The sequence below is a fragment of the Mucilaginibacter sp. UR6-1 genome (assembly GCF_020880975.1).
Taxonomy (GTDB): domain Bacteria; phylum Bacteroidota; class Bacteroidia; order Sphingobacteriales; family Sphingobacteriaceae; genus Mucilaginibacter.
Genome location: NZ_JAJIWP010000003.1, coordinates 416704 through 436744, shown reverse-complemented (window position 1 = coordinate 436744; position 20041 = coordinate 416704). Strand labels below are relative to the sequence as shown.

The window sequence follows — 20041 nt, the reverse complement described above, 5'->3', positions numbered from 1 at the left end:
GATTGAGGAAGGTTGATTACGGATTAAGTTTAAACTTTAGGTTTTATGATTACTTTAAAACAATACTTGCCTTTAGCACTGCTGATTACCGTTTGGAGTTCATGTATTAAGCCAATAACTTATAAAGAGGCTACTGATGCTTTAATAAAAAAGTACGACAAAACTGACTTTAGTCTTTTTAACCAATTTTACATACACTACCAAAGTTCTGGCAATAACATTAATTCTAAAATATACTTTGCAGGAGTAAGGGTAAAGGGATTCAATTGCGCACCTTATGCTGTAGAGCATAGCAAATTCATTATTATGGACTTTTTTGATATTAGTAATAAGCTGGTATTGCAAAGTAACTGTTCGGATTATATGAGTGACAATCAAATAAAACATATGACCTCAGCGATTGACGAGTATGATTTCTTTATGATTGAGGCAGACAGCGTCGGAAACGTATATATCAGGCCTTATGAATCAGATCATCATGTTTTATTAAGATCAGTTCCGTCGCCGCAAAAATCAGTATTGGAAGGATTTAAACACTATAAAGGACGCTGGTATATTCACGAATCTGCTTTATCTAAATTACAAAGCGAGCAATAGTAGTAGTATCTATAACAATAATCGCTCTTGATATGAGGCAGATAGCTTATCAAGCTGCTTATTTTTGCAAAAAAATTTGCACTAATTAAAAAGAAACGTATTTTTGCAGTCCCAATCAAAAGGGGATAAATAATACGGACTTGTAGCTCAATTGGATAGAGCATCTCACTACGGATGAGAAGGTTAGGGGTTCGACTCCCTTCAAGTTCACTCAAAATAATAAATTATAGCCTTTCCGTAATCGTACAGAAAGGCTATTTAAATTTTATAAGCATGCTAAACTTGGTTTTGTTCGGCCCTCCCGGCGCAGGTAAGGGCACTCAATCACAAAAACTTATTGATAAATACGGACTGATCCACCTCTCAACCGGTGATTTGCTGCGTGGTGAAATATCACAGGGCACCGAGCTTGGTTTAGAGGCCAAAAAGCTGATGGACGAAGGTTTGTTAGTGCCTGATGCCGTGGTTATCGGCATGATCAGCAATAAGCTGGATGCTAATAAGGATGCTAAAGGCTTTATATTTGACGGTTTTCCGCGTACGGTAGCACAAGCCGAAGCGTTGGATACACTGCTGGAGTCAAAATCATCAGCCATATCGGGCATGGTAGCCCTGGAGGTTGATGACGACGAGCTGGAGCGCCGCCTTTTATTGCGCGGTAAGGATTCAGGCCGCCCGGACGATGCCGACCCGGCCATCATCCGCAAACGTATTAAAGAGTATAACGATAAAACAAAACCGGTAGCCGGTTACTATAAAAATCAAAATAAATTTACCAGCATCAACGGCATAGGCTCCATCGAGGAGATCTTCAGCGCCATTGTAGCGGTAATTGAAAAATATTAATTTTAAGTCCGAAAAGTCGGTAAGTCCGGAAGTCAGAAAGTAATTAATCTTTCGGTTTTCCGGACTTATTGTCTTTTCAGACTTCCGGTCTTTCGGACTATACCGACTTCCGGACTAAAAAACTTACAACGCCATGTCCCAGGGTTCCAATTTTGTTGATTATGTGAAGATATGCTGCCGTTCGGGGCATGGGGGTGCGGGCTCTGCGCATTTACACCGCGATAAGCACACCGCCATGGGTGGCCCTGATGGTGGCGATGGAGGCCGTGGCGGGCACGTTATTGTAAAAGGCAACGCCCAGTTATGGACACTGCTGCACCTTAAATACCGCAAGCACGTAATAGCAGGCAACGGCGATCCGGGTGGCAGCTCATTATCTACCGGCAAAACCGGCAGGGATGAGATATTGGAAGTACCACTGGGTACTATTGCCAGGGATGCCGAAACCGGCGAAGTGATATTTGAAATAACGCAGGACGGCGAAACCAAGGTGCTTACACCGGGTGGCCGCGGCGGGCAGGGCAACTGGCACTTTAAATCAGCCACGCAGCAAACCCCGCGCTTTGCGCAACCGGGCCTGCCGGGGCAGGAAGTGTGGAACATACTCGAACTTAAGTTACTGGCCGATGTTGGTTTGGTAGGTTTTCCTAACGCGGGTAAATCAACCCTGCTGTCGGTAGTATCTGCCGCCAAGCCCGAAATCGCTGATTATGCCTTTACTACCATAGTACCCAACCTGGGCATCGTATCTTACCGCGATAGCAAATCATTTGTTATGGCCGATATTCCGGGTATTATTGAGGGCGCATCAAAAGGCAAGGGGCTGGGCTTCCGTTTTCTGCGCCATATCGAGCGTAACTCGGTATTGTTGTTCATGATCCCGGCTGATACCACGCGCACCATTACCGAAGAGTACCAGATACTGCAGCACGAACTGCAAGAATATAACCCGGAACTAATGCACAAACCACACGTGCTGGCCATCACCAAATCAGACTTACTGGATGATGAGCTGACCGAGGAGATGAAACAGCAGGTACCTAAGGGTATACCTTACGTTTTCATATCATCGGTAGCGCAAAAAAATATTGATAAGCTGAAGGATCTGCTATGGCAGGCCATTAACCAGTAATTGCTGTTTATTTCTCTTAGATAAATGCCTTATATATAAGGATATGTTTATTTTAACAACATCAATATCGAGAAGTTAAGTGGTTTTTAATTAAATATCTTTTAATTGATAATTATATTTTGACAAAAGGGAAAGTATTTATATTTTGTGGTAGTTAATCTTATCACAAAAAGTAAATCCTAACCAAAATCAAAAAATGATTATCAAAACCAAAATTTACATCGCCATGGCGGTGCTCCTCTTTCTGGGTGCCTGTAAGAGAAATCAAATTGAAACTCAGGACAATTCTAAAAAACCACAAAACAAAGAACATGGTCGAGGCGCTATACTTGACCGTGAAGCCTATTTAAAAGTTCCGGAAGTGAATGTCGAGGAACTGATCGCATCGCTTCAGGCTAAAGGGGTAAAACCTAAATTCCAGTTAAATGTTCCCGGTAAGCGCGTTGATGCCATTAGCCCGAACCCTGCCCCGCCAAGCTCTGTAATACTATTGCACCCCGCTATCGGTAATCAATTAGAGACAGGTACTTGTGTATCATGGTCGGTAGGCTATGCGGCTAAACAAATATTGGATATGACCTGGCAAAGCTCCACTGCTGATGCAGGCCAGCGCAGCGGGTGGTACATCTATAATAGAATATACGCTGCTGGTTTATCCGGATATAGCTGTTCCATAAACGATAGTCCGCCAAATGGTGGTTATGGACTCAATACTGCGGTAGGTTTAAACTGTGCAAAAAATTACGGTGTGGCATCAGTAAGCAAACAGCCATCTTATGCAGCTTGCTCACCGGCACCTACTACGGCTGCCAACACATCCGCTTCTACTGACAAAATAGCGAGCTACGCTACTGTAAGTAATTATTTTGAAATAAAACAGTTGTTAGCTGCAGGCCTGCCTGTAGTTTATAGTTTTGCGTATTATAATGATTTCCAAACGGCTTTTGATTATCATACAACATGGTCTACAACAAATTCGCCTGCCACAGGCTCGGGTCATTCAGTATGTTTTATAGGTTATGATGATAGCAAGGCAGCTTTTTTATTACAAAACTCGTGGGGAACTGGTGGTGGTGATAGCACCTATCCTGGTTGTATGTGGGTTTCCTATAGTCTTATAAATACTATGCTGGCTCAAGGCCGCTCAAATGGAGGTGCCGAAGCGTATGTAGTGCAACCGTTTAGCTCAACTCCTGTAAACTCTTTCTACAATACGCAACAGGTTGGCGTATTTTATCCATCTTGCAGCGTTGGTATCGGCTCTGGCCAGGTAACATTTACTGTTCCTGCTAACACTTATTCGTCGCCGGTATCGGTTGCTGCGGCTAACGCCCTTGCCCGCAATTATATTGATAACAACGGCCAAAATTATGCCAACCAAAACGGTACTTGTACTCCAGCCACCGTTTCAATAAACTTAACCAGAAGCAATTCAATAAGCGGCACCTATAGTATTGAATTTAATGGTGCGCCAGGCGTGTTTCAAAAACCGTTTAATACGGGTACTGTAACAGTTCCGGCTGGTAAATACACCGTGAGTATTTTTCCAATCGGTGGTTCTACTATTTCTCGTTCTTTTTCCGGATCATCATGTACAATGTCTTACAGTAACTTCGGAACCTCTGTTTCATTCACTAACGTGTTGCTGAATTGTGGTACAAGTGGTGCATCATTTGCCATAAATCCATAAAAAAGGCTTAGCGTTTTATTAATAATGAAACAGCTAACAATCTTATAACTAACAAATCGTCCCTTGACTATAAATCAAGGGACGATTTGTTTACCGGCAATATTGCCTTTAACTGAATATTGCCGCGCTTTAATTGTATAATTTTGTATTTCATTAAAGCTTATACAATGAGGATAGCTATAAACGGATTCGGGCGCATCGGCCGTATTTTTCTGCGGAATATTTTAGATAAACCCGGCATTGAGGTCATCGCCATAAATGACCTTACGGATACCCATACCCTCGCCCATCTGTTTAAGTATGATTCGGTTCACCGGGGCTTTAAGGGCTCGGTTGAGCATACAGATGGTGAGCTTGTTATTAACAGCAAAGCCATCAAAGTTTTAGCTGTGCGCGAACCGGCACAACTGCCCTGGAGAGAACTGGAAATTGACCTGGTGATAGAATCAACCGGAAAATTCACCTCGCAGCAAGGTGCCGAGCAGCATTTGCAAGCCGGCGCAAAACAGGTCATCATATCCGCACCGCCAACTGATAAAAGTGTGCCTACAGTAGTATTGGGTGTTAATGATGAATATATCGATCTGGCAGCACCCATACTGTCCAACGCGTCCTGTACAACCAACAATGTGGCAGCCATGGTAAAGATACTCGACGATAACTGGGGGATTGTGGATGGCTATATAACCACCGTACACTCCATGACGGGCGACCAGAATTTGCACGATGCCCCGCACAAAGATCTGCGCCGCGCACGGGCAGCCTCGGCATCCATCATACCTACAACCACCGGCGCGGCAAAAGCTATTACCAATATTTTTACACATCTGGAAGGTAAATTGGGCGGCGCGGGCATACGTGTGCCGGTACTTAACGGCTCGCTTACTGATTTTACCTGTAGCCTGAAAACGGATACTACCGTTGAGCAGATCAATACCGCTTTTAAACAAGCGGCATCAGGATCAATGCAACATATATTGGAGTATACCGAGGATCCGATTGTATCAACCGATATTTTAGACAATCCTCATAGTTGTATATTTGACGCGCAGCTCACCTCCATAGTAGGCGGGCTGGTTAAGGTAGTAGGTTGGTACGATAACGAGATGGGCTACTCGAGCCGCCTTGCCGACCTTGTTGTTAAAATAAATGCCCTTAAATAATGATCAGATTTATACAGGTTGAAGATTTGTTAGCTGTACGTAACCAGGTGCTGCGCGAAGGCCGGCTGCAACCGCATGAGTGTATCTTCCCGACGGATAAGATAGACGGCGCATTCCACCTCGGTTATTATGTTGATGATGAACTGGCCTGTTTGGCCTCATTCCACCCGCAAAGTTATGGTGAGTTTACCGGTAAGGGCTACCAGCTACGCGGCATGGCCACTACCGAAAATCATCGTGGTAAAGGCCTGGGCAATCAATTGCTAAACTTTGCTATTGTTTATTTGCGCGGCCAGCAAGCCAACTACCTGTGGTGCAATGCCCGCAAAAAAGCTATGAATTTTTACTTTAACGTAGGCTTCGAGGTAATATCACCGGAGTTTGATGTGCCCCGCATAGGCCCGCACCATGTAATGTATTTAAGGGTGAGATGATATCCCTCCTATCCTTCCATAAAGGGAGGACTTGAAAAGAATAGAAACCTAAGCGTTATAATGACGCATAAGTTAGATCCATTTGTCATGCTGAGCTTGCCGAAGCACTAACCGCTTAGCAGGATTCCTCGCTCGCCCTTCGACAAGCCCAGGGTGACTTCCCTACGCCACTTTTTATCTTCAAATTTGCTCCTCCTAAAAAAGATTGCTTCGTGCCTCGTAATTACGCATTTTTGAATTTTAATGGCACCCATACTATTGTTAACATAAAATGAATTTTGCCAAAAACCGGTGGCCTTTTTAACTTTTACGTTCCGTAATTGAAATAATTTGCTGATTTTGCGGCACTGCTGAATTTTACAACCAGTTTTGAATATGAAAACAATTGATCAGATAAGTTTTTCCGGTAAAAAAGCCCTTGTGAGGGTTGATTTTAACGTTCCGCTTGACGGCGATTATAACATTACCGATGACAACCGCATTACCGCGGCATTGCCTACCATCAAAAAATTATTGAAGGATGGTGGTTCCGTTATCCTGATGTCGCATCTGGGCAGACCAAAAGATGGTCCGACCGAAAAATATTCATTAAAGCATGTAGTTGCCCACCTGTCTGACCTGCTGGGCCAGCAAGTTGAGTTTGCCGATGACTGCATTGGTGAACAAGCCGTAGAAAAAGCCGGTGCACTTGAAAAAGGTGAAGTTTTACTGCTTGAAAACCTGCGTTTTTACAAAGAGGAAGAAAAAGGCGATAAGGATTTTGCCGAAAAGCTTTCAAAGCTGGGTGATGTTTACGTGAACGATGCCTTTGGTACCGCGCACCGTGCGCACGCTTCAACCGCGGTTATAGCACAGTTTTTTCCTGACGCTAAATACTTTGGTTACCTGATGGCTGCCGAGCTTGAAAATGCCGAAAAGGTATTGAATAACGCGGCTCGTCCGTTCACTGCTATTATGGGTGGTGCCAAGGTGTCTGACAAGATACAACTGATCGAAGCCCTGCTTGAAAAGGTAGATAACCTGATCATTGGCGGTGGTATGGCTTACACCTTTGTTAAGGCGCAAGGCGGCGAAATAGGCACTTCGCTGCTCGAAGCTGATAAGCTTGACCTGGCTAACGAGCTGGTTGAAAAAGCTAAAGCCAAAGGCGTTAACCTGATTTTACCTACCGATTGTATTGTTGCTGATAAATTTGACAATAACGCGCAAACAGCGGTATCGCCAAACAACACCATTAAGTCTGACTGGATGGGTTTGGATATCGGCCCGGATTCAAGAGAGGCTTTTGCCAAGGTGATCGAAGAATCAAAAACCGTGTTGTGGAACGGTCCGATGGGTGTATTTGAGATGGAAAGCTTTGACAAAGGCACCAAAGCGGTTGCTGATGCCGTAGTTAAAGCTACCGAAAAAGGCGCTTTCACGCTGATTGGCGGTGGCGATTCGGCCGCGGCTGTAACCAAATTCGGCCTGTCAAACGAGGTTAGCTATATGTCAACCGGTGGTGGTGCTTTGCTGGAATATATGGAAGGCAAAGAATTACCGGGTGTAAAAGCGATCAACGAGTAATATCTGCATATCGAGATAAACAGAAGGCGGCCACATGGTCGCCTTTTTTATTTAGCTTTGAACATGAATTTACCTAACCTAAAAATAGTATTAGCCATTGCTTGTGTTATTACATTTATAGCCTGCCAACAGCCTGCAAAACAAAGTGAAAAATATAAGCTTGCTGAACTTGAGCGAGAGGATAAACAATTTTTGGCCTTAAAAGACACGGCACAAAACCACATCAACGAATTTGTAACAGGCCTGGAAAAAAACAAGCTTGATACTAATTATAGGTTTATGGTAAAGTCAGACTTTATAGAAGGTCAAACTCACGAACACATGTGGAGCGTTATACTGAATTTTAAAGAGAATAAATTTTATGGCCTGCTGGCCGACTCAGCTTATAACCTGAAAAATATAAAAACCGGCGATAAAGTAATTATCCATAAGGAAGATGTTGAAGATTGGGCGATATTTGATTACGAGCATCAAACGGAAAAAGGCAATTTCTCCGACAAGTATCTACGCAGCAAAATGAAATAATTACCACACCACCTCATACATGAAAATACGCTACACCATAGCTTTATGCCTGATGTTTTTCGCCTTTGGCATAACGGCCTTAAAGGCTCAGCCCAATAACCCCGATGCCGAATACATAAAAGCCAACTACCAAAAATTTGAGTACCATATACCCATGCGCGATGGGGTAAAGCTATTTACCTCGGTTTATGTACCGAAGGATAAGACGAAGAAATATCCTTTCATGATGGACCGTACGCCATATAGCGTTGCGCCTTATGGTACCGATAAATATAAAGGCAGCCTTGGCCCCTCTCCTTTATTTTTAAAGGATGGCTATATATTTGTTTATCAGGATGTACGCGGCCGCTGGATGAGCGAGGGCATTTACGAGGAGATGACACCCGAACTTGAAAAGCACAAAAGCAAAAAGGAGGTTGACGAGGGCACCGACACCTACGATACCATTGACTGGCTACTGAAAAACGTTGCCGGCAATAATGGCAAGGTAGGCGTTTGGGGTATCTCCTATCCCGGCTTTTATACTACAACGGCCTTACTGAGCCGCCACCCGGCATTGGCAGCCGCATCGCCGCAGGCACCCATTGCTGATCTGTATCGCGATGATGCCTTTCATAACGGTGCGTTTATGCTGGTGGCCAATTTTGGCTTTTACCCGGGCTTTACCAACAGGCAGGATAACAAGCCTACCCAGCGCCGCGGCAGCCGCGTCGACTTCGGTACTGAGGATGGTTATAAATTCTTTTTAGAGATGGGCTCGATGCGTAACAGTAACGTGAAGTATTTTAAGGATACCATCCGCCTGTGGAACGAGATGATGGACCATCCCAACTACGACAAGCACTGGCAGGACAGGAATGTATTGACCCACCTGCACGATATAAAAACTGCGGTACTGGTTACCGGCGGCTGGTATGATGCAGAGGATTTGTATGGCGGCATCAATACGTATAAAGTTTTAGCCAAAAACAACCCTAAAACGCCGGTTTATTGGGCTATCGGTCCTTGGGTACATGGCGGCTGGGCAAGGGGCACAGGTGATCATTTAGGTGATGTTGACTTCGGTGGCGAAACAGGCCCTTTCTATCGCGAAAGCATAGAGTTTAAATTCTTTAGCCATTATCTGAAAGGCACAAGCGATTTCAATCTGCCTAAAATAAACGCCTTTGAAACCGGTGCTAATAAATGGAACACTTACACTACATGGCCGCCCAAAGAGGCTACAGAGAAAAATCTTTACTTTTTGCCTGGCGGTAAGTTATCGTTTTCCCCTCCGTCTAATACAAGAGAAATTTTTGAGGAGTTCGTGTCTGATCCGAACAAACCGGTGCCATTTGTTAACAACATCAGCATGGATATGGATCGTGAATACATGACCGCCGACCAGCGTTTTGCCGCTCAACGCCCGGATGTACTGGTTTATCAAACCGATGTATTGACTGACGATATTACCCTTGCAGGCGATATATGGGCCAACCTTAAAGTATCAACCACGGGTACCGATGCCGATTGGGTTGTGAAAGTAATTGATGTTTATCCCGACTCGGCAAGCAGCAATAAGTTTGCGGGGAAAGGTGTAGTTATGGCTGGCTACCAACAAATGGTGCGCAGCGAGGCCATGCGTGGTAAGTTCCGTAACAGTTTTGAAAAGCCAGAACCTTTTAAACCCGATGAAATAACCCCGGTAAACTTTGAGTTGCAGGATGTGCTGCACACTTTTAAAAAGGGGCACCGTATTATGGTACAGGTACAAAGCACCTGGTTCCCGCTTATTGACAGGAACACGCAGCAGTTTCAGGATATTATGAAAGCTAAAGATAGCGACTTCAAGAAAGCTACGCATAAGGTATATACCTCTAAATCGAGCCCAAGCTTTTTAAAGGTAAGGGTGATAGAGAAGAAATAATTTAAACGGCAGGTGGCTTAATACTCAAGCCACCTGTTTACTTTGATGTGCAGCTTTTCACTAACATGATGAGCACCTTTTTTCAGGTTGATGGTGCGCAGTAAAACGCCATCACGCTCAAGCAGCAATTCCTCGTAAAAACCTTTAAACAGTATTTCGGTAACCGTCCAGTCGCGGTGGCTAAGGCTACTGGTAATGGTTAGGTCATCAGGGTAAATAACTACGGTTTGCTTTTGTGATGATATGTTGAGCAATTTGGCTTGCTGTGTTGTAAGCACATTACAGTTGCCCAAAAGTTTGGCGGTATACAAACTGCCCGGGTGCTGATACAACTCCTGTGGAGCACCCGATTCAATGATCTCGCCATCCTTCATCACCACCAATACATCAGCCATAGAGAGTACCTCTGCCGGGTCATGCGATACCATTACCACGGTAATGCCCGTTTCCTTAACTATCTGCCTTATATCGCGCTGCAAGCCATCCCTGAATGAGGTATCCACCTGGTTAAAGGGTTCATCTAAAAACAACACCTCGGGCTGGGTAACCAAAGCACGGGCTATTGCTACGCGTTGCTTTTCGCCGCCGCTCAGGTCGGCTATGCGCTTACCGGCCAGGTGCAGCATATTGAGTTGCTGTAATACCGTTTCGGTCTTTTCCTTTTTTGCCTTTAGGTTCGTGCTGGGCAACAGTATAGAAACATTATCGGCCACCTTGGCAAACAGGTTCAGGTCATCGGTATGCTGGGTTACCATCTTCATGCTGTCGTGCCCCGGAATCAGCTTTTCCTCAGGGCCCCAAATACGTTCGCGTTTAAAGGTAATCAACCCCGAGTCAGGCGACATCAAACCATAAAGCAAACGCAATAAAGTTGTTTTGCCGCTGCCGCTTGAACCTACTATGGCCGTAATAGCATGTGGCCGTATATGCAGATCAACATTGTTTACACCCGCGTTATGTACACCCGGGTAACGCATGCTTACGTTTGCCGCCTGCAAAAATGAATTATCAGTCATCACCGGCAAATATACACAAAACAAAAAGGCCACCCGAAGGCAGCCTTGTAAGTGGAATTTGTATTCAATTTAGAATCCAACGGTAGCGCCGAACGAGAAGTTCTTTAAGCCCTTTTGCGCCGGACTATCCTCAAACATATCGTTAGCATAATATTTGGCAAAGAAACCTATACCGCCGTAGCCCGCGCGTAAAAAGCCGCCATACCTTACTTTAGCCATGTTAAAGCCGGCCCTGAAGTGCTGATCGCCGTTCTCCAGGCTTTTTTGGCGTACGTGGCCATCAATTAGCAAACCGAATATTGGGCCTGCCACAATATGGAAGCGATGACCGGCATTATCATTTTTGCTTCTCCAGTAAAACGATAGCGGCAGGCGCAGGTAGGTTGATGAAAACACATTTTTATTATAATCAACATCATCAACGCTGTAAGTTAACTGATCCTGGAAACGAAGCGGGGTAACGTTCTCACGCAAGCGAAAACGCGTCCAGTCAAAACCGGCAGAGGCGTATATTTTAAATGAGCTGTTAAAACGGTAGCCAAGCTCCAGCAAGTCAAACCCGAAGTTGCTGCTCTTCCATGATCGGTAGCGCAAAAATTCGTTCTCGGGCGATAGCGTAAAGCTGCCGTTGTCAACCAAGGTGGCAAACCCGATATCCACGCGTGAAAATGTTGGCGTGAAAGACCATCCCGGATGTTTAGATACCTCGCGGATAGTATCATTATTATTAGTAGTAAAATGGAAAGTCATTTTACGTTTTTTACGAACAACGGTATCCGTAACCGTGCCTTTGGGGCTTGTAGTAGTAGTTATTGTGGTGGTAGTAGTAACCACACTGTCGGCATTGTTTTGCGCGAAGAGCGCGGTGGTAAAACCAGCGGTTATTAGTGTAAAAATCAGGCGTTTCATATATATTGTGTAGTGTATATTTAAGTTGATTTATTCTTCTTCAGTTTCTATTTTAATGATGCCGAGGTTAATGCCCGTAAGCCTTTGGCCATCGCCGTTATCTTCAAATTCTATTATCTTATCCTTACGTTTATCAATTTTTGATACGATGGCGTTAAGCAAGCCACCCAAGCCCCTGCGCTTCTTTTTTTCCGGTTGCTCAGCAATTGTTTTCTGCATTTGAGGCAGCCCTGCCGAAGCAATTATAACAGGCTTTGTTTTAAATGGTTCGGGCTCGGCCGAAATACTTTTTTCGCTAAGCGTTACCGCTGCATCAGGCAGTACCGGTGTGCTGATACTTTGCTGCGGTTGTTGCGCCACCTCGGCAATAAGTATAGGCTTTGTTTTAATACCCGCTATTGGTTTTAGAGGTGTTGCACGTACCCTGGCTAATTTGGCCGGGGCAGATTTTTCCTTTTTACTATGCTCATTTCGCATTTCCTCAACAGGGGTTGTTACCGGGGCACTGCTTTTTTCAGTATTTTGAGCAAGAACCGGCTGCTCGGCCGGTTTAGTTACATCAGCTACTTTTTTTGCAGGCTGCACTTTAGTAATACGTTGGGTATTATTCTCAGGCTTAACCTCCTGCTGCTTCATGAGCAACAAACCGGCTGTAGCAATTATTATAACCGATGCAGCAGCGCTAATGTAAGCCCATAGCGGTTTCTTCTTTTTGTCCACATCAAGCCCGGCCACAATATTGCCCCACACGTTGCCGGATGGTTCTACTTCCAGCCCGTTCAGCTTGTTTCTGAACAGATCGTCGAGCTCGTTATCCTGCATATTCATACCTTTTTCCATCGCTTTTAGCAATTAATTCCTTTAAAATAGCACGCGCCCTTGATAGCTGCGATTTTGATGCCCCCTCTGTGATGCCTACTATTTCGGCTATCTCCTTATGGGTGTAACCCTCAATAGCATACAGGTTAAACACCATGCGGTAACCCGGGGCTAACTGCTGCACCATGGCCAGCAAATCCTTAGCATCGAGGTTGGCCGCGGCAGCCGGGTTAACCGATTGCTCGTGCCCATGCTCGGTAATATCAACCACTTGCATCATTTTATGATGCTTGCGGTAATATTCAATGGAGCTGTGTACCATGATACGACGTATCCATCCCTCAAATGATCCTTCGCCGCGATAGTTCACCAGGTTTTTAAACACCTTGATAAAACCGTTCTGCAGCATATCTTCGGCCTCCATCCTGTCAACCGCGTAACGCATACATACCGCAAGCATTTTTGAAGCGAATTGCTTATACAGAGCTTCACATGCCTTTCGGTCACCCGTTTGGCATCGCTGTATCACATCATCAATTGTAAAGGTTGGCTCCAAAAACATCATTTAAAGGTAAGATGAATGTTTGCAGGAAATGGTTGCAAGAGGTAAGAAAAAAAGTAGAAAATTATTTCTTCTCGCGGAAGTGTTTATAAATCTTCACGGCAGACATGATGATCATCGAGAAAACGATAATGCCGATTACGCCGAAGATCCAGTTAAGCGAGTTTTTAAGTACTACTAAAAATACAATGGCGAAAAGGAAGATAGTCGCCAGTTCATTCCAGATGCGTAGCTGGGTGGACGTCCATTTGAAGATGCCTTTGCGCATCTGTTTTATTTTGCTTTGGCAGATGTGGTGGTAAACAATTAGCCCTACAACAAAGGTGAGCTTGATGTGCATCCAGCCCTGGTGCAGCCAGGCGGGTACCATTATCAGCATACTTATACCGGCCAGCAGGGTTAGCACCATGGATGGCACGGCAATGATATACCACAGCTTGCGCTCCATGATCTCGAACTGCTCCGACAGGATGCGGCGATCCGGCTCGGGCTTTTGCTGCGCTTCGGTATGGTAAATAAACAGGCGCACAATGTAAAACAGCCCCGCCATCCAGCAGACTACAAATATAATGTGTATGGCTTTTATGTATTCGTACATTGGCGCACTCAGTTAAGCATCTTCATTACCTGTCCCAAATTTCTTTTGAGCGATCAAAAGAAACAAAAATCGCCGGCTTTTTAATTTTCTATTAGCGGTAGTGCTTCAACCTGCTACCCGAAAATTAAGAGGCCGGAGGATAGGGTTATGAGAGGTTTTTGTTTTTTTTAATAACTTGTTAATTGCATCCGCCATGTCATGCTGAGCTTGTCGAAGCATTAGCCTCTTTGTCACCCCCCCCACTCACCCTTCGACAAGCTCAGGGTGACAGGCCTCCGCTTTTATTTCATCTGCACATTTGCATATAAACACATCTGCACATCCAATTCCCCCTTCAGGGGGTTAGGGGGCTGAGTTTAATATCTAAACTCCTTTATCACCCCAACCGCGTACTTCACGTTATCAAACGGAATATCGGGCATAATGCCGTGGCCGAGGTTGAATATAAAACCATCTTCGCCGCGCATACGCTCAAACAGGCGGTGTATGCGCTCTTTTATCACTTTTTTATCAGCGTATAATATGTGCGGATCAAGGTTACCTTGTACAGCGATGCCTTGCGGCAGGCGTTGCTTAATATCCTTCAAGTCGACATTCCAGTCGATAGAGATCACATCCGGTTTAGCCTCAGCCATCAGCGGCGCGAACACCGAGCTGCCTTTACAGAACGATATCACCGGAATATCCTTACGGTTCAGCTTACTGATGATCTCGGTGATGTAACGGTGCGAAAATTCGGTATAATCATCCCACGATAGCGCCTGGGCCCAACTGTCAAATATCTGTACGGCGTTTACACCGGCAGCAATTTGCAGATTAAGGTAGTCGGCTGTTACAGTGGCTATTTTTGCAAGCAGGCGATGCGCCAGCTCCGGCTGGTTGTGCATTAAAAGCTTGGTCAGCTTAAAATCCTTTGACGAGCCGCCCTCAACCAGATAGCTCATTACGGTAAACGGCGCGCCGGCAAAACCGATCAGCGGAATTTTACCATCCAAACGTTGCTGTATCACTTTAATAGCATCAGCAACGTATTGCAGGCGGTGGTTTACGTCGGTTTCCAACGCGTCAATATCGGCAGCGGTACGTACCGGGTTGGCAAACTTGGGGCCTACGCCCTGGGTAAAGCTCAGATCTCCGCCCATGGCTTCGCCGGTAACCAATATATCTGAGAACAGGATAGCGGCATCAATATCCAGCAAATCAACCGGCAGCATAGTAACATCAGCGGCAATCTCGGGCGTTTTGCACATCTCCAGGAATGAGTATTTGTTTTTGATTTCCCAATACTCTTTCATAAAACGGCCGGCCTGGCGCATCATCCACACGGGTGGGCGCTCTGTTTTTTCAGATAAAGCTGCCTTAATAAATAACGAATCTTTCATACCTCTTAACCCCTCCTAAATCCTCCCCAAGAGAGAGGACTTGTTTATCTTTTTGATAATGATGGGTACTATTTCTTTTTATTGTTTAACTCTTGTTTTAACGTGTTCAGCACCTCGCGCATTTTGGCGGTGATGTTGTCACGATTTTTTTCGGCCAGGCCTAAAAATGCGGTGGCCTTTTCATAGTTACCGTTGCGGTAGCTTATGGTAGCCACGTGCACCAGCGCCGCCACATGATCGTTAACCGTACGCAACGGGTATTGGGCGGCTATTTCAAAATGCTTTTCGGCCTCTTCATAATCACGCTTTTGCAGGCTGATGCTTCCGAATATGAATTCGTAAAATCCGCGACGCTTTTTTCCCAGGTATTCAGGATTACGTATTTGCAGCAAAAGCTTCTCCGCCTTATCAAATTCCTTGTGATGAAATTGTTTGGCGGCTAAAATCACGGTACCCTCCTTAAAATATCCCCATACTACAAAACCGGCCAGCAACACAGCAACCGCGCTGAGCTGATAGGTTTGATAGTACGCAAACACAGCGGCCAAAGCCAAAAACAAAAGCGTTACTATTATACGCGCCTTGTTAGTGAACATTAGTGATGATCTTCGGTAAACTTATACCCTACACCACGTATAGAGTGGAAATACACCGGATTTTTAGGATCAGGCTCAAAGTATTTGCGGAAGGTAAGAATGAAATTATCAATGGTACGGGTTGACGGATATACGTCATAATTCCATACGGTTTCCAATATCTGCTCGCGCGATACAGCCTCATTACGGCGCTCAATCAGCAGTTTAAGCAGCATGGTTTCCTTTTTGGTAAGTGCGGTGATTGAGCCATCCTCATTAATCAGCTCAAATGAGTTGAAGTGGATGGTTTTATCGCCAATTTTATAGCTATTAAACTCTTTCAGGTCCTCCCCTTTCAGGCTGCGTTTTACCAGGTTATTAACGCGCAGTATCAGCTCTTCCAGGTTAAAAGGCTTGGTCAGGTAATCATCAGCACCTTTTTTAAGGCCCGATATCTTGTCCTCGTTGGTATTCTTGGCGGTCAGGAACATAATAGGCACCTCGCTGTTCTCAAGCCTGATGGTTTCGGCAACCACAAAGCCGTCTATCTCGGGCATCATCACGTCCAGTATGATCAGGTTAAAGCGCTCCTCTTTAAAAAGCTGCAGCGCTTTTTTACCGTTTTTAGCGGTAGATACCTTGTAGCCTTCAAGCTCAAGATTAAGTTTTATAGCTTCGAGCAGGTGTTCTTCGTCTTCTGCTAATAATATACGTTTTTTGTGTTGCATGTTATGTGTTTTAGGTTAATCCGAAAGTAACTTCAAATATACTGCCTGCCGGATCATTATCTTTTACCTTTATGCTGGCCTGATGCTTATCAAGCACCTGCTTAACAATGTATAACCCCAAACCTGTACCTTTTGTGTTACGGGTTTCTTCGCTGCCTACGCGATAAAAACGGTCAAATATACGCGCCTTTTCCGTATCGGCTATACCGATGCCGTTATCAGCCACCTCAAAATATATTTTACCATCGTTACGATAGAGTTTAACATCTACCGACTGGCAGGGGTTTGAATATTTTACAGCGTTCTCTATCAGGTTGGTTACTACCGAGGTTAGGGCGAATTTATCGCCGGTTATCTCAATTTTAGGCTCAATCTCGGCATTGATGATCTGCTGGTTGCAATCGCATTTGCTGATCTGTAAACGGTTAACGATATTATCAACCAGGTTTGACAGGTTGAAGCTTGCCTTGGGGAAAGTGTACGAGCTATTCTCAATTTTTGAGGCCAGCAGCATGTTTTCAACCATATCGTCCAAACGCTCAATATCGTTAAGTGATTTGTCGATAAAATCAAGCACCTGGGCTTTGGTCAGGTCGCGCTTTTGTATGGTTTGCAGCAATAATTTTATTGATGCCAGCGGCGATTTAAGCTCGTGCGTTACGGATAGCAAAAAGTTCTTTTTCTGTTCCTGCAACTTGCGCTCCCTGTTCATGGATTTGTGCAGGTAGAACGCGCCTAAAAAGAACACGCCCACAAACATACACCCCTCACCCATGATCATGCCGCTGCGTTCGGGCTGCATTTTAACCAGCATATACCCCCACCAGATCAGCTCGGCAACTGCATAGGTTATTATCGCGTAAAATATAACCAGTGACCTTTTCATCCTCTATATACTTTTGTGTGCGTTTGTTTATAATTGATACTGCTAAGTTATTAACTATTAGGCCTGAAAACAATGTCCAAACTGTCAAATATAGCACGTTTAGCCTTTTCAAGGTCAGTTTTTGTATGGGCTGATGAAATAAACCCTACCTCGTAGCCCGACGGGCCAAAATAAACGCCCCTGTTCAATAATTCACGGTGCATTTTTTTGAATTTTTCCATGCTTGCAGGTTCAATATCTTCGGCGGTACGAATGTCCTTATCCGTAAACGCGAACCAAAATATAGATCCAATGCTGAACACCTTTAATTTATAGTTGCGCGCGGTTGCAAAGCGTTGTATAGCCTCGGCAAATTCCTGTGCCTTATTGTTCAGGTCGCGGTAAAAACTCATGCGCAGCAGTTCGGTAATTTGCGCTATACCCGCGCCCATGGCTACCGGGTTGCCCGATAGCGTCCCTGCCTGGTATACACTGCCTACCGGCGATATATGATCCATGATTTGTGCCGATGCTCCGTAAGCGCCAACCGGCATACCACCGCCTATGATTTTACCGTAAGTAATAATATCCGGCTTGATCTGATAATAACCCGCAGCGCCCTCAAAGCCTACACGGAAACCCGAGATCACCTCATCAAATATCAGCATGGTGCCGTTGGCGGTACATATTTCACGTAAAAATTGCAGGTATTCTTTATGCTGCAATAATAAGCCGTTGTTGGCCGGTATCGGCTCGATAATAACAGCGGCTATCTGATCCTTAAATTCTTCAAATGCTTTTTGCAGGGCATCCTTATCATTTAAGGATACCACGATGGTTTCATCGGCGAATGATTTGGGTACACCTGCCGACGATGTTTCGCCAAAGGTTACCAGGCCTGAGCCTGCTTTTACCAGCAACGAATCGGAGTGGCCGTGATAGCAGCCCTCAAACTTCAATATCTTATCGCGTTTGGTATAACCCCGTGCCAGCCTGATAGCCGACATTACCGCTTCGGTGCCCGAACTTACAAAACGTATCTTTTCAATGTATTTATTGTTTTTCAGGATCAGATCCGCCAGTTCATTCTCCAAAGCAGTTGGCGCACCGAATGACATGCCGTGTTGTATGGTTTCAATCACCTTTTCGCGCACCTTGGCATTGTTATGACCAAGGATCAACGGCCCCCATGAGCAGCAAAAATCAATAAACTGGTTACCATCGGCATCCCATATATGGCAGCCATCACCTTTCTGAATAAAAAGCGGCGTACCGTAAACTGACTTAAACGCCCTCACCGGCGAGTTTACCCCACCCGGAAAGTATGTTTTAGCCTTCTCGTACAATTCGGCAGATTTTTCCCTGCTTATATCCGGCTTGGCAGTAGTGCTCACCGGTTTTCCCTCGTCGTCTGAAAATATCTTTTTAATTGAATCGAACATTTTATTTTATGCTTAAAGCTGAAAGCATAAGGCTTAAAGCTTTTTGTTTGTTTATCTGTTATACCCATCCCGTCATTGCGAGGTACGAAGCAATGACGGCTTTATTATTCCTGTCATGCTGAGCTTGCCGAAGCACTCGCCGCTTTGTTATTACCCCTCTCTCGCACCCTTCGACATGCTCAGGGTGACAAGGCCTTATTTATTCCTCTTAGTGACAGGCTTTATTACTGCTGTCATGCTGAGCTTGTCGAAGCATTCGCCGCCTGGCTATTCCCCCTTGCACGCACCCTTCGACATGCTCAGGGTGACAGCCTACAGCCACTTATTCTCCAACACCTCTTTGGCGTGGTAGGTTAAAATGGCGGTAGCGCCTGCCCGGCGGATGCTCATCAGCACCTCGGTAATGGCACGCTGTTCGTTAAGCCAGCCGTTTTGTATGGCGGCTTTAATCATGGCGTATTCGCCGCTTACGTTGTAGGCCGCTATCGGCAGCTCGGTGCTATCTTTTAACAACTTGATCACATCAAGGTAGGGCAATGCCGGTTTAACCATCAGGAAGTCGGCACCTTCGGCTTCGTCCAAGCGGGCCTCGATCAATGCCTCTCGCTGATTGGCGGGATTCATTTGGTAGCCTTTTTTGTCGCCAAACTTTGGCGCAGAGTTCAGGGCATCCCTGAACGGTCCGTAAAAAGCACTGGCATATTTTGCCGAATATGACATGATGCTCACGTGCTTGAACCCATTTTCATCCAGCACCTGGCGTATATAACCCACACGGCCGTCCATCATATCCGAAGGGGCAATGATATCGGCACCGCTTTGGGCATGTGCCAGGGCCATTTTGCCTAATATCTCCAGCGTTTCATCGTTCAGGATCTCACCATTCTCCACAATACCATCATGGCCGTCGCTGCTGTATGGGTCCATAGCCACGTCGGTAATTACGCAAGCTTCCGGGAATTCCTTTTTCACCTTGCTGATAGCGCGCAGGTATAAACTACCCTCGCGGTGGCTTTCAGTAGCGTATTTATCTTTCAGCGCTTCCTCAATATTCGGGAACAGATCAAACGATGTTAAACCCAGCTTCATGCAGCTTTCTACCTCGCGCAGCAGGTTATCAATTGAATACCTGTAGATGCCCGGCATAGAGGCTACTTCGCTCTTCTGGTTATTACCCTCAATAATAAACAACGGAAAGACAAGGTTGGCCGCGCTCACATGCGTTTCCTGTATCATCTGGCGTATCGCCTCGCTTTTCCTGTTTCTTCTTGGTCGTTGTAGCATTA

Annotated in this window: 20 protein-coding genes and 1 tRNA gene; 10 read left to right on the top strand and 11 right to left on the bottom strand. The window is 45.2% G+C overall.

Features of this window, described 5'->3' with window-relative positions; translation table 11 throughout:
* Positions 1-45 precede the first annotated feature (45 nt).
* The 10 genes from LJ707_RS12355 to LJ707_RS12310 all read left to right on the top strand — a co-directional run bounded on the left by LJ707_RS12355 (position 46) and on the right by LJ707_RS12310 (position 9859).
* The gene (locus LJ707_RS12355; protein WP_228951353.1) at positions 46-597 is read left to right on the top strand and encodes a hypothetical protein; all 552 of its coding nucleotides are present in this window, start codon (positions 46-48) and stop codon (positions 595-597) included.
* 136 nt (positions 598-733) lie between these two features.
* Positions 734-807 (top strand) — tRNA-Arg (locus LJ707_RS12350).
* Between the two features lie 63 nt (positions 808-870).
* Positions 871-1443, top strand: a complete 573-nt coding sequence (locus LJ707_RS12345) for an adenylate kinase (RefSeq protein ID WP_228951351.1) — start codon at positions 871-873, stop codon at positions 1441-1443.
* A 133-nt stretch (positions 1444-1576) separates the two neighbouring features.
* Positions 1577-2575 carry a GTPase ObgE gene (obgE, locus tag LJ707_RS12340; RefSeq protein WP_228951349.1) on the top strand — a complete coding sequence of 333 codons (999 nt, stop codon included), beginning with the start codon at positions 1577-1579 and terminating at the stop codon, positions 2573-2575.
* 196 nt (positions 2576-2771) lie between these two features.
* The gene (locus tag LJ707_RS12335; RefSeq protein WP_228951348.1) at positions 2772-4265 is read left to right on the top strand and encodes a DUF5977 domain-containing protein; all 1494 of its coding nucleotides are present in this window, start codon (positions 2772-2774) and stop codon (positions 4263-4265) included.
* 167 nt (positions 4266-4432) lie between these two features.
* Positions 4433-5428, top strand: coding sequence for a type I glyceraldehyde-3-phosphate dehydrogenase (gene gap / locus LJ707_RS12330; RefSeq protein WP_228951346.1), 996 nt, complete (start codon positions 4433-4435; stop codon positions 5426-5428).
* Positions 5428-5862: a GNAT family N-acetyltransferase gene (locus LJ707_RS12325; RefSeq protein WP_228951344.1), complete on the top strand. Its 435-nt coding sequence runs from the start codon at positions 5428-5430 to the stop codon at positions 5860-5862. The genes gap and LJ707_RS12325 overlap by 1 nt, the downstream gene beginning before the upstream one ends.
* A gap of 375 nt (positions 5863-6237) precedes the next feature.
* Positions 6238-7428 carry a phosphoglycerate kinase gene (gene pgk / locus LJ707_RS12320; protein WP_304610903.1) on the top strand — a complete coding sequence of 397 codons (1191 nt, stop codon included), beginning with the start codon at positions 6238-6240 and terminating at the stop codon, positions 7426-7428.
* 63 nt (positions 7429-7491) lie between these two features.
* On the top strand, positions 7492-7953 hold the full coding sequence (locus LJ707_RS12315; RefSeq protein ID WP_228951335.1) for a DUF2314 domain-containing protein: 462 nt from the start codon (positions 7492-7494) through the stop codon (positions 7951-7953).
* A 19-nt stretch (positions 7954-7972) separates the two neighbouring features.
* The gene (locus LJ707_RS12310; RefSeq protein WP_228951333.1) at positions 7973-9859 is read left to right on the top strand and encodes a CocE/NonD family hydrolase; all 1887 of its coding nucleotides are present in this window, start codon (positions 7973-7975) and stop codon (positions 9857-9859) included.
* A gap of 17 nt (positions 9860-9876) precedes the next feature.
* Here the strand turns inward: LJ707_RS12310 and LJ707_RS12305 are convergent, their stop codons facing one another.
* The 11 genes from LJ707_RS12305 to hemB all read right to left on the bottom strand — a co-directional run bounded on the left by LJ707_RS12305 (position 9877) and on the right by hemB (position 20039).
* Positions 9877-10875 (bottom strand): ABC transporter ATP-binding protein, encoded by a 999-nt coding sequence (locus LJ707_RS12305; RefSeq protein WP_228951331.1) that lies wholly within the window; start codon positions 10873-10875, stop codon positions 9877-9879.
* Positions 10876-10944: 69 nt separating this feature from the next.
* Positions 10945-11784, bottom strand: a complete 840-nt coding sequence (locus tag LJ707_RS12300; protein ID WP_228951329.1) for an outer membrane beta-barrel protein — start codon at positions 11782-11784, stop codon at positions 10945-10947.
* 30 nt (positions 11785-11814) lie between these two features.
* Positions 11815-12624 (bottom strand): hypothetical protein, encoded by an 810-nt coding sequence (locus LJ707_RS12295; RefSeq protein ID WP_228951327.1) that lies wholly within the window; start codon positions 12622-12624, stop codon positions 11815-11817.
* On the bottom strand, positions 12596-13165 hold the full coding sequence (locus LJ707_RS12290) for an RNA polymerase sigma factor (RefSeq protein WP_228952518.1): 570 nt from the start codon (positions 13163-13165) through the stop codon (positions 12596-12598). The genes LJ707_RS12295 and LJ707_RS12290 overlap by 29 nt, the downstream gene beginning before the upstream one ends.
* Before the next feature lie 64 nt (positions 13166-13229).
* Positions 13230-13763, bottom strand: coding sequence for a protoporphyrinogen oxidase HemJ (gene hemJ / locus LJ707_RS12285; RefSeq protein ID WP_228951324.1), 534 nt, complete (start codon positions 13761-13763; stop codon positions 13230-13232).
* Positions 13764-14119: 356 nt separating this feature from the next.
* The gene (gene hemE / locus LJ707_RS12280) at positions 14120-15145 is read right to left on the bottom strand and encodes a uroporphyrinogen decarboxylase (RefSeq protein ID WP_228951321.1); all 1026 of its coding nucleotides are present in this window, start codon (positions 15143-15145) and stop codon (positions 14120-14122) included.
* A gap of 68 nt (positions 15146-15213) precedes the next feature.
* Complete coding sequence (locus LJ707_RS12275) at positions 15214-15741, bottom strand: tetratricopeptide repeat protein (protein ID WP_228951320.1); 528 nt, start codon at positions 15739-15741, stop codon at positions 15214-15216.
* Positions 15741-16448 (bottom strand): response regulator transcription factor, encoded by a 708-nt coding sequence (locus LJ707_RS12270; RefSeq protein WP_194101113.1) that lies wholly within the window; start codon positions 16446-16448, stop codon positions 15741-15743. The genes LJ707_RS12275 and LJ707_RS12270 overlap by 1 nt, the downstream gene beginning before the upstream one ends.
* 10 nt (positions 16449-16458) lie before the next feature.
* Positions 16459-17334 (bottom strand): sensor histidine kinase KdpD, encoded by an 876-nt coding sequence (locus tag LJ707_RS12265; RefSeq protein WP_228951317.1) that lies wholly within the window; start codon positions 17332-17334, stop codon positions 16459-16461.
* A gap of 50 nt (positions 17335-17384) precedes the next feature.
* Positions 17385-18755: a glutamate-1-semialdehyde 2,1-aminomutase gene (gene hemL / locus LJ707_RS12260; RefSeq protein WP_228951315.1), complete on the bottom strand. Its 1371-nt coding sequence runs from the start codon at positions 18753-18755 to the stop codon at positions 17385-17387.
* A gap of 312 nt (positions 18756-19067) precedes the next feature.
* Entirely contained in the window at positions 19068-20039 is a 972-nt protein-coding gene (gene hemB / locus LJ707_RS12255; protein WP_228951313.1) for a porphobilinogen synthase, read from the bottom strand.
* Positions 20040-20041 lie beyond the last annotated feature (2 nt).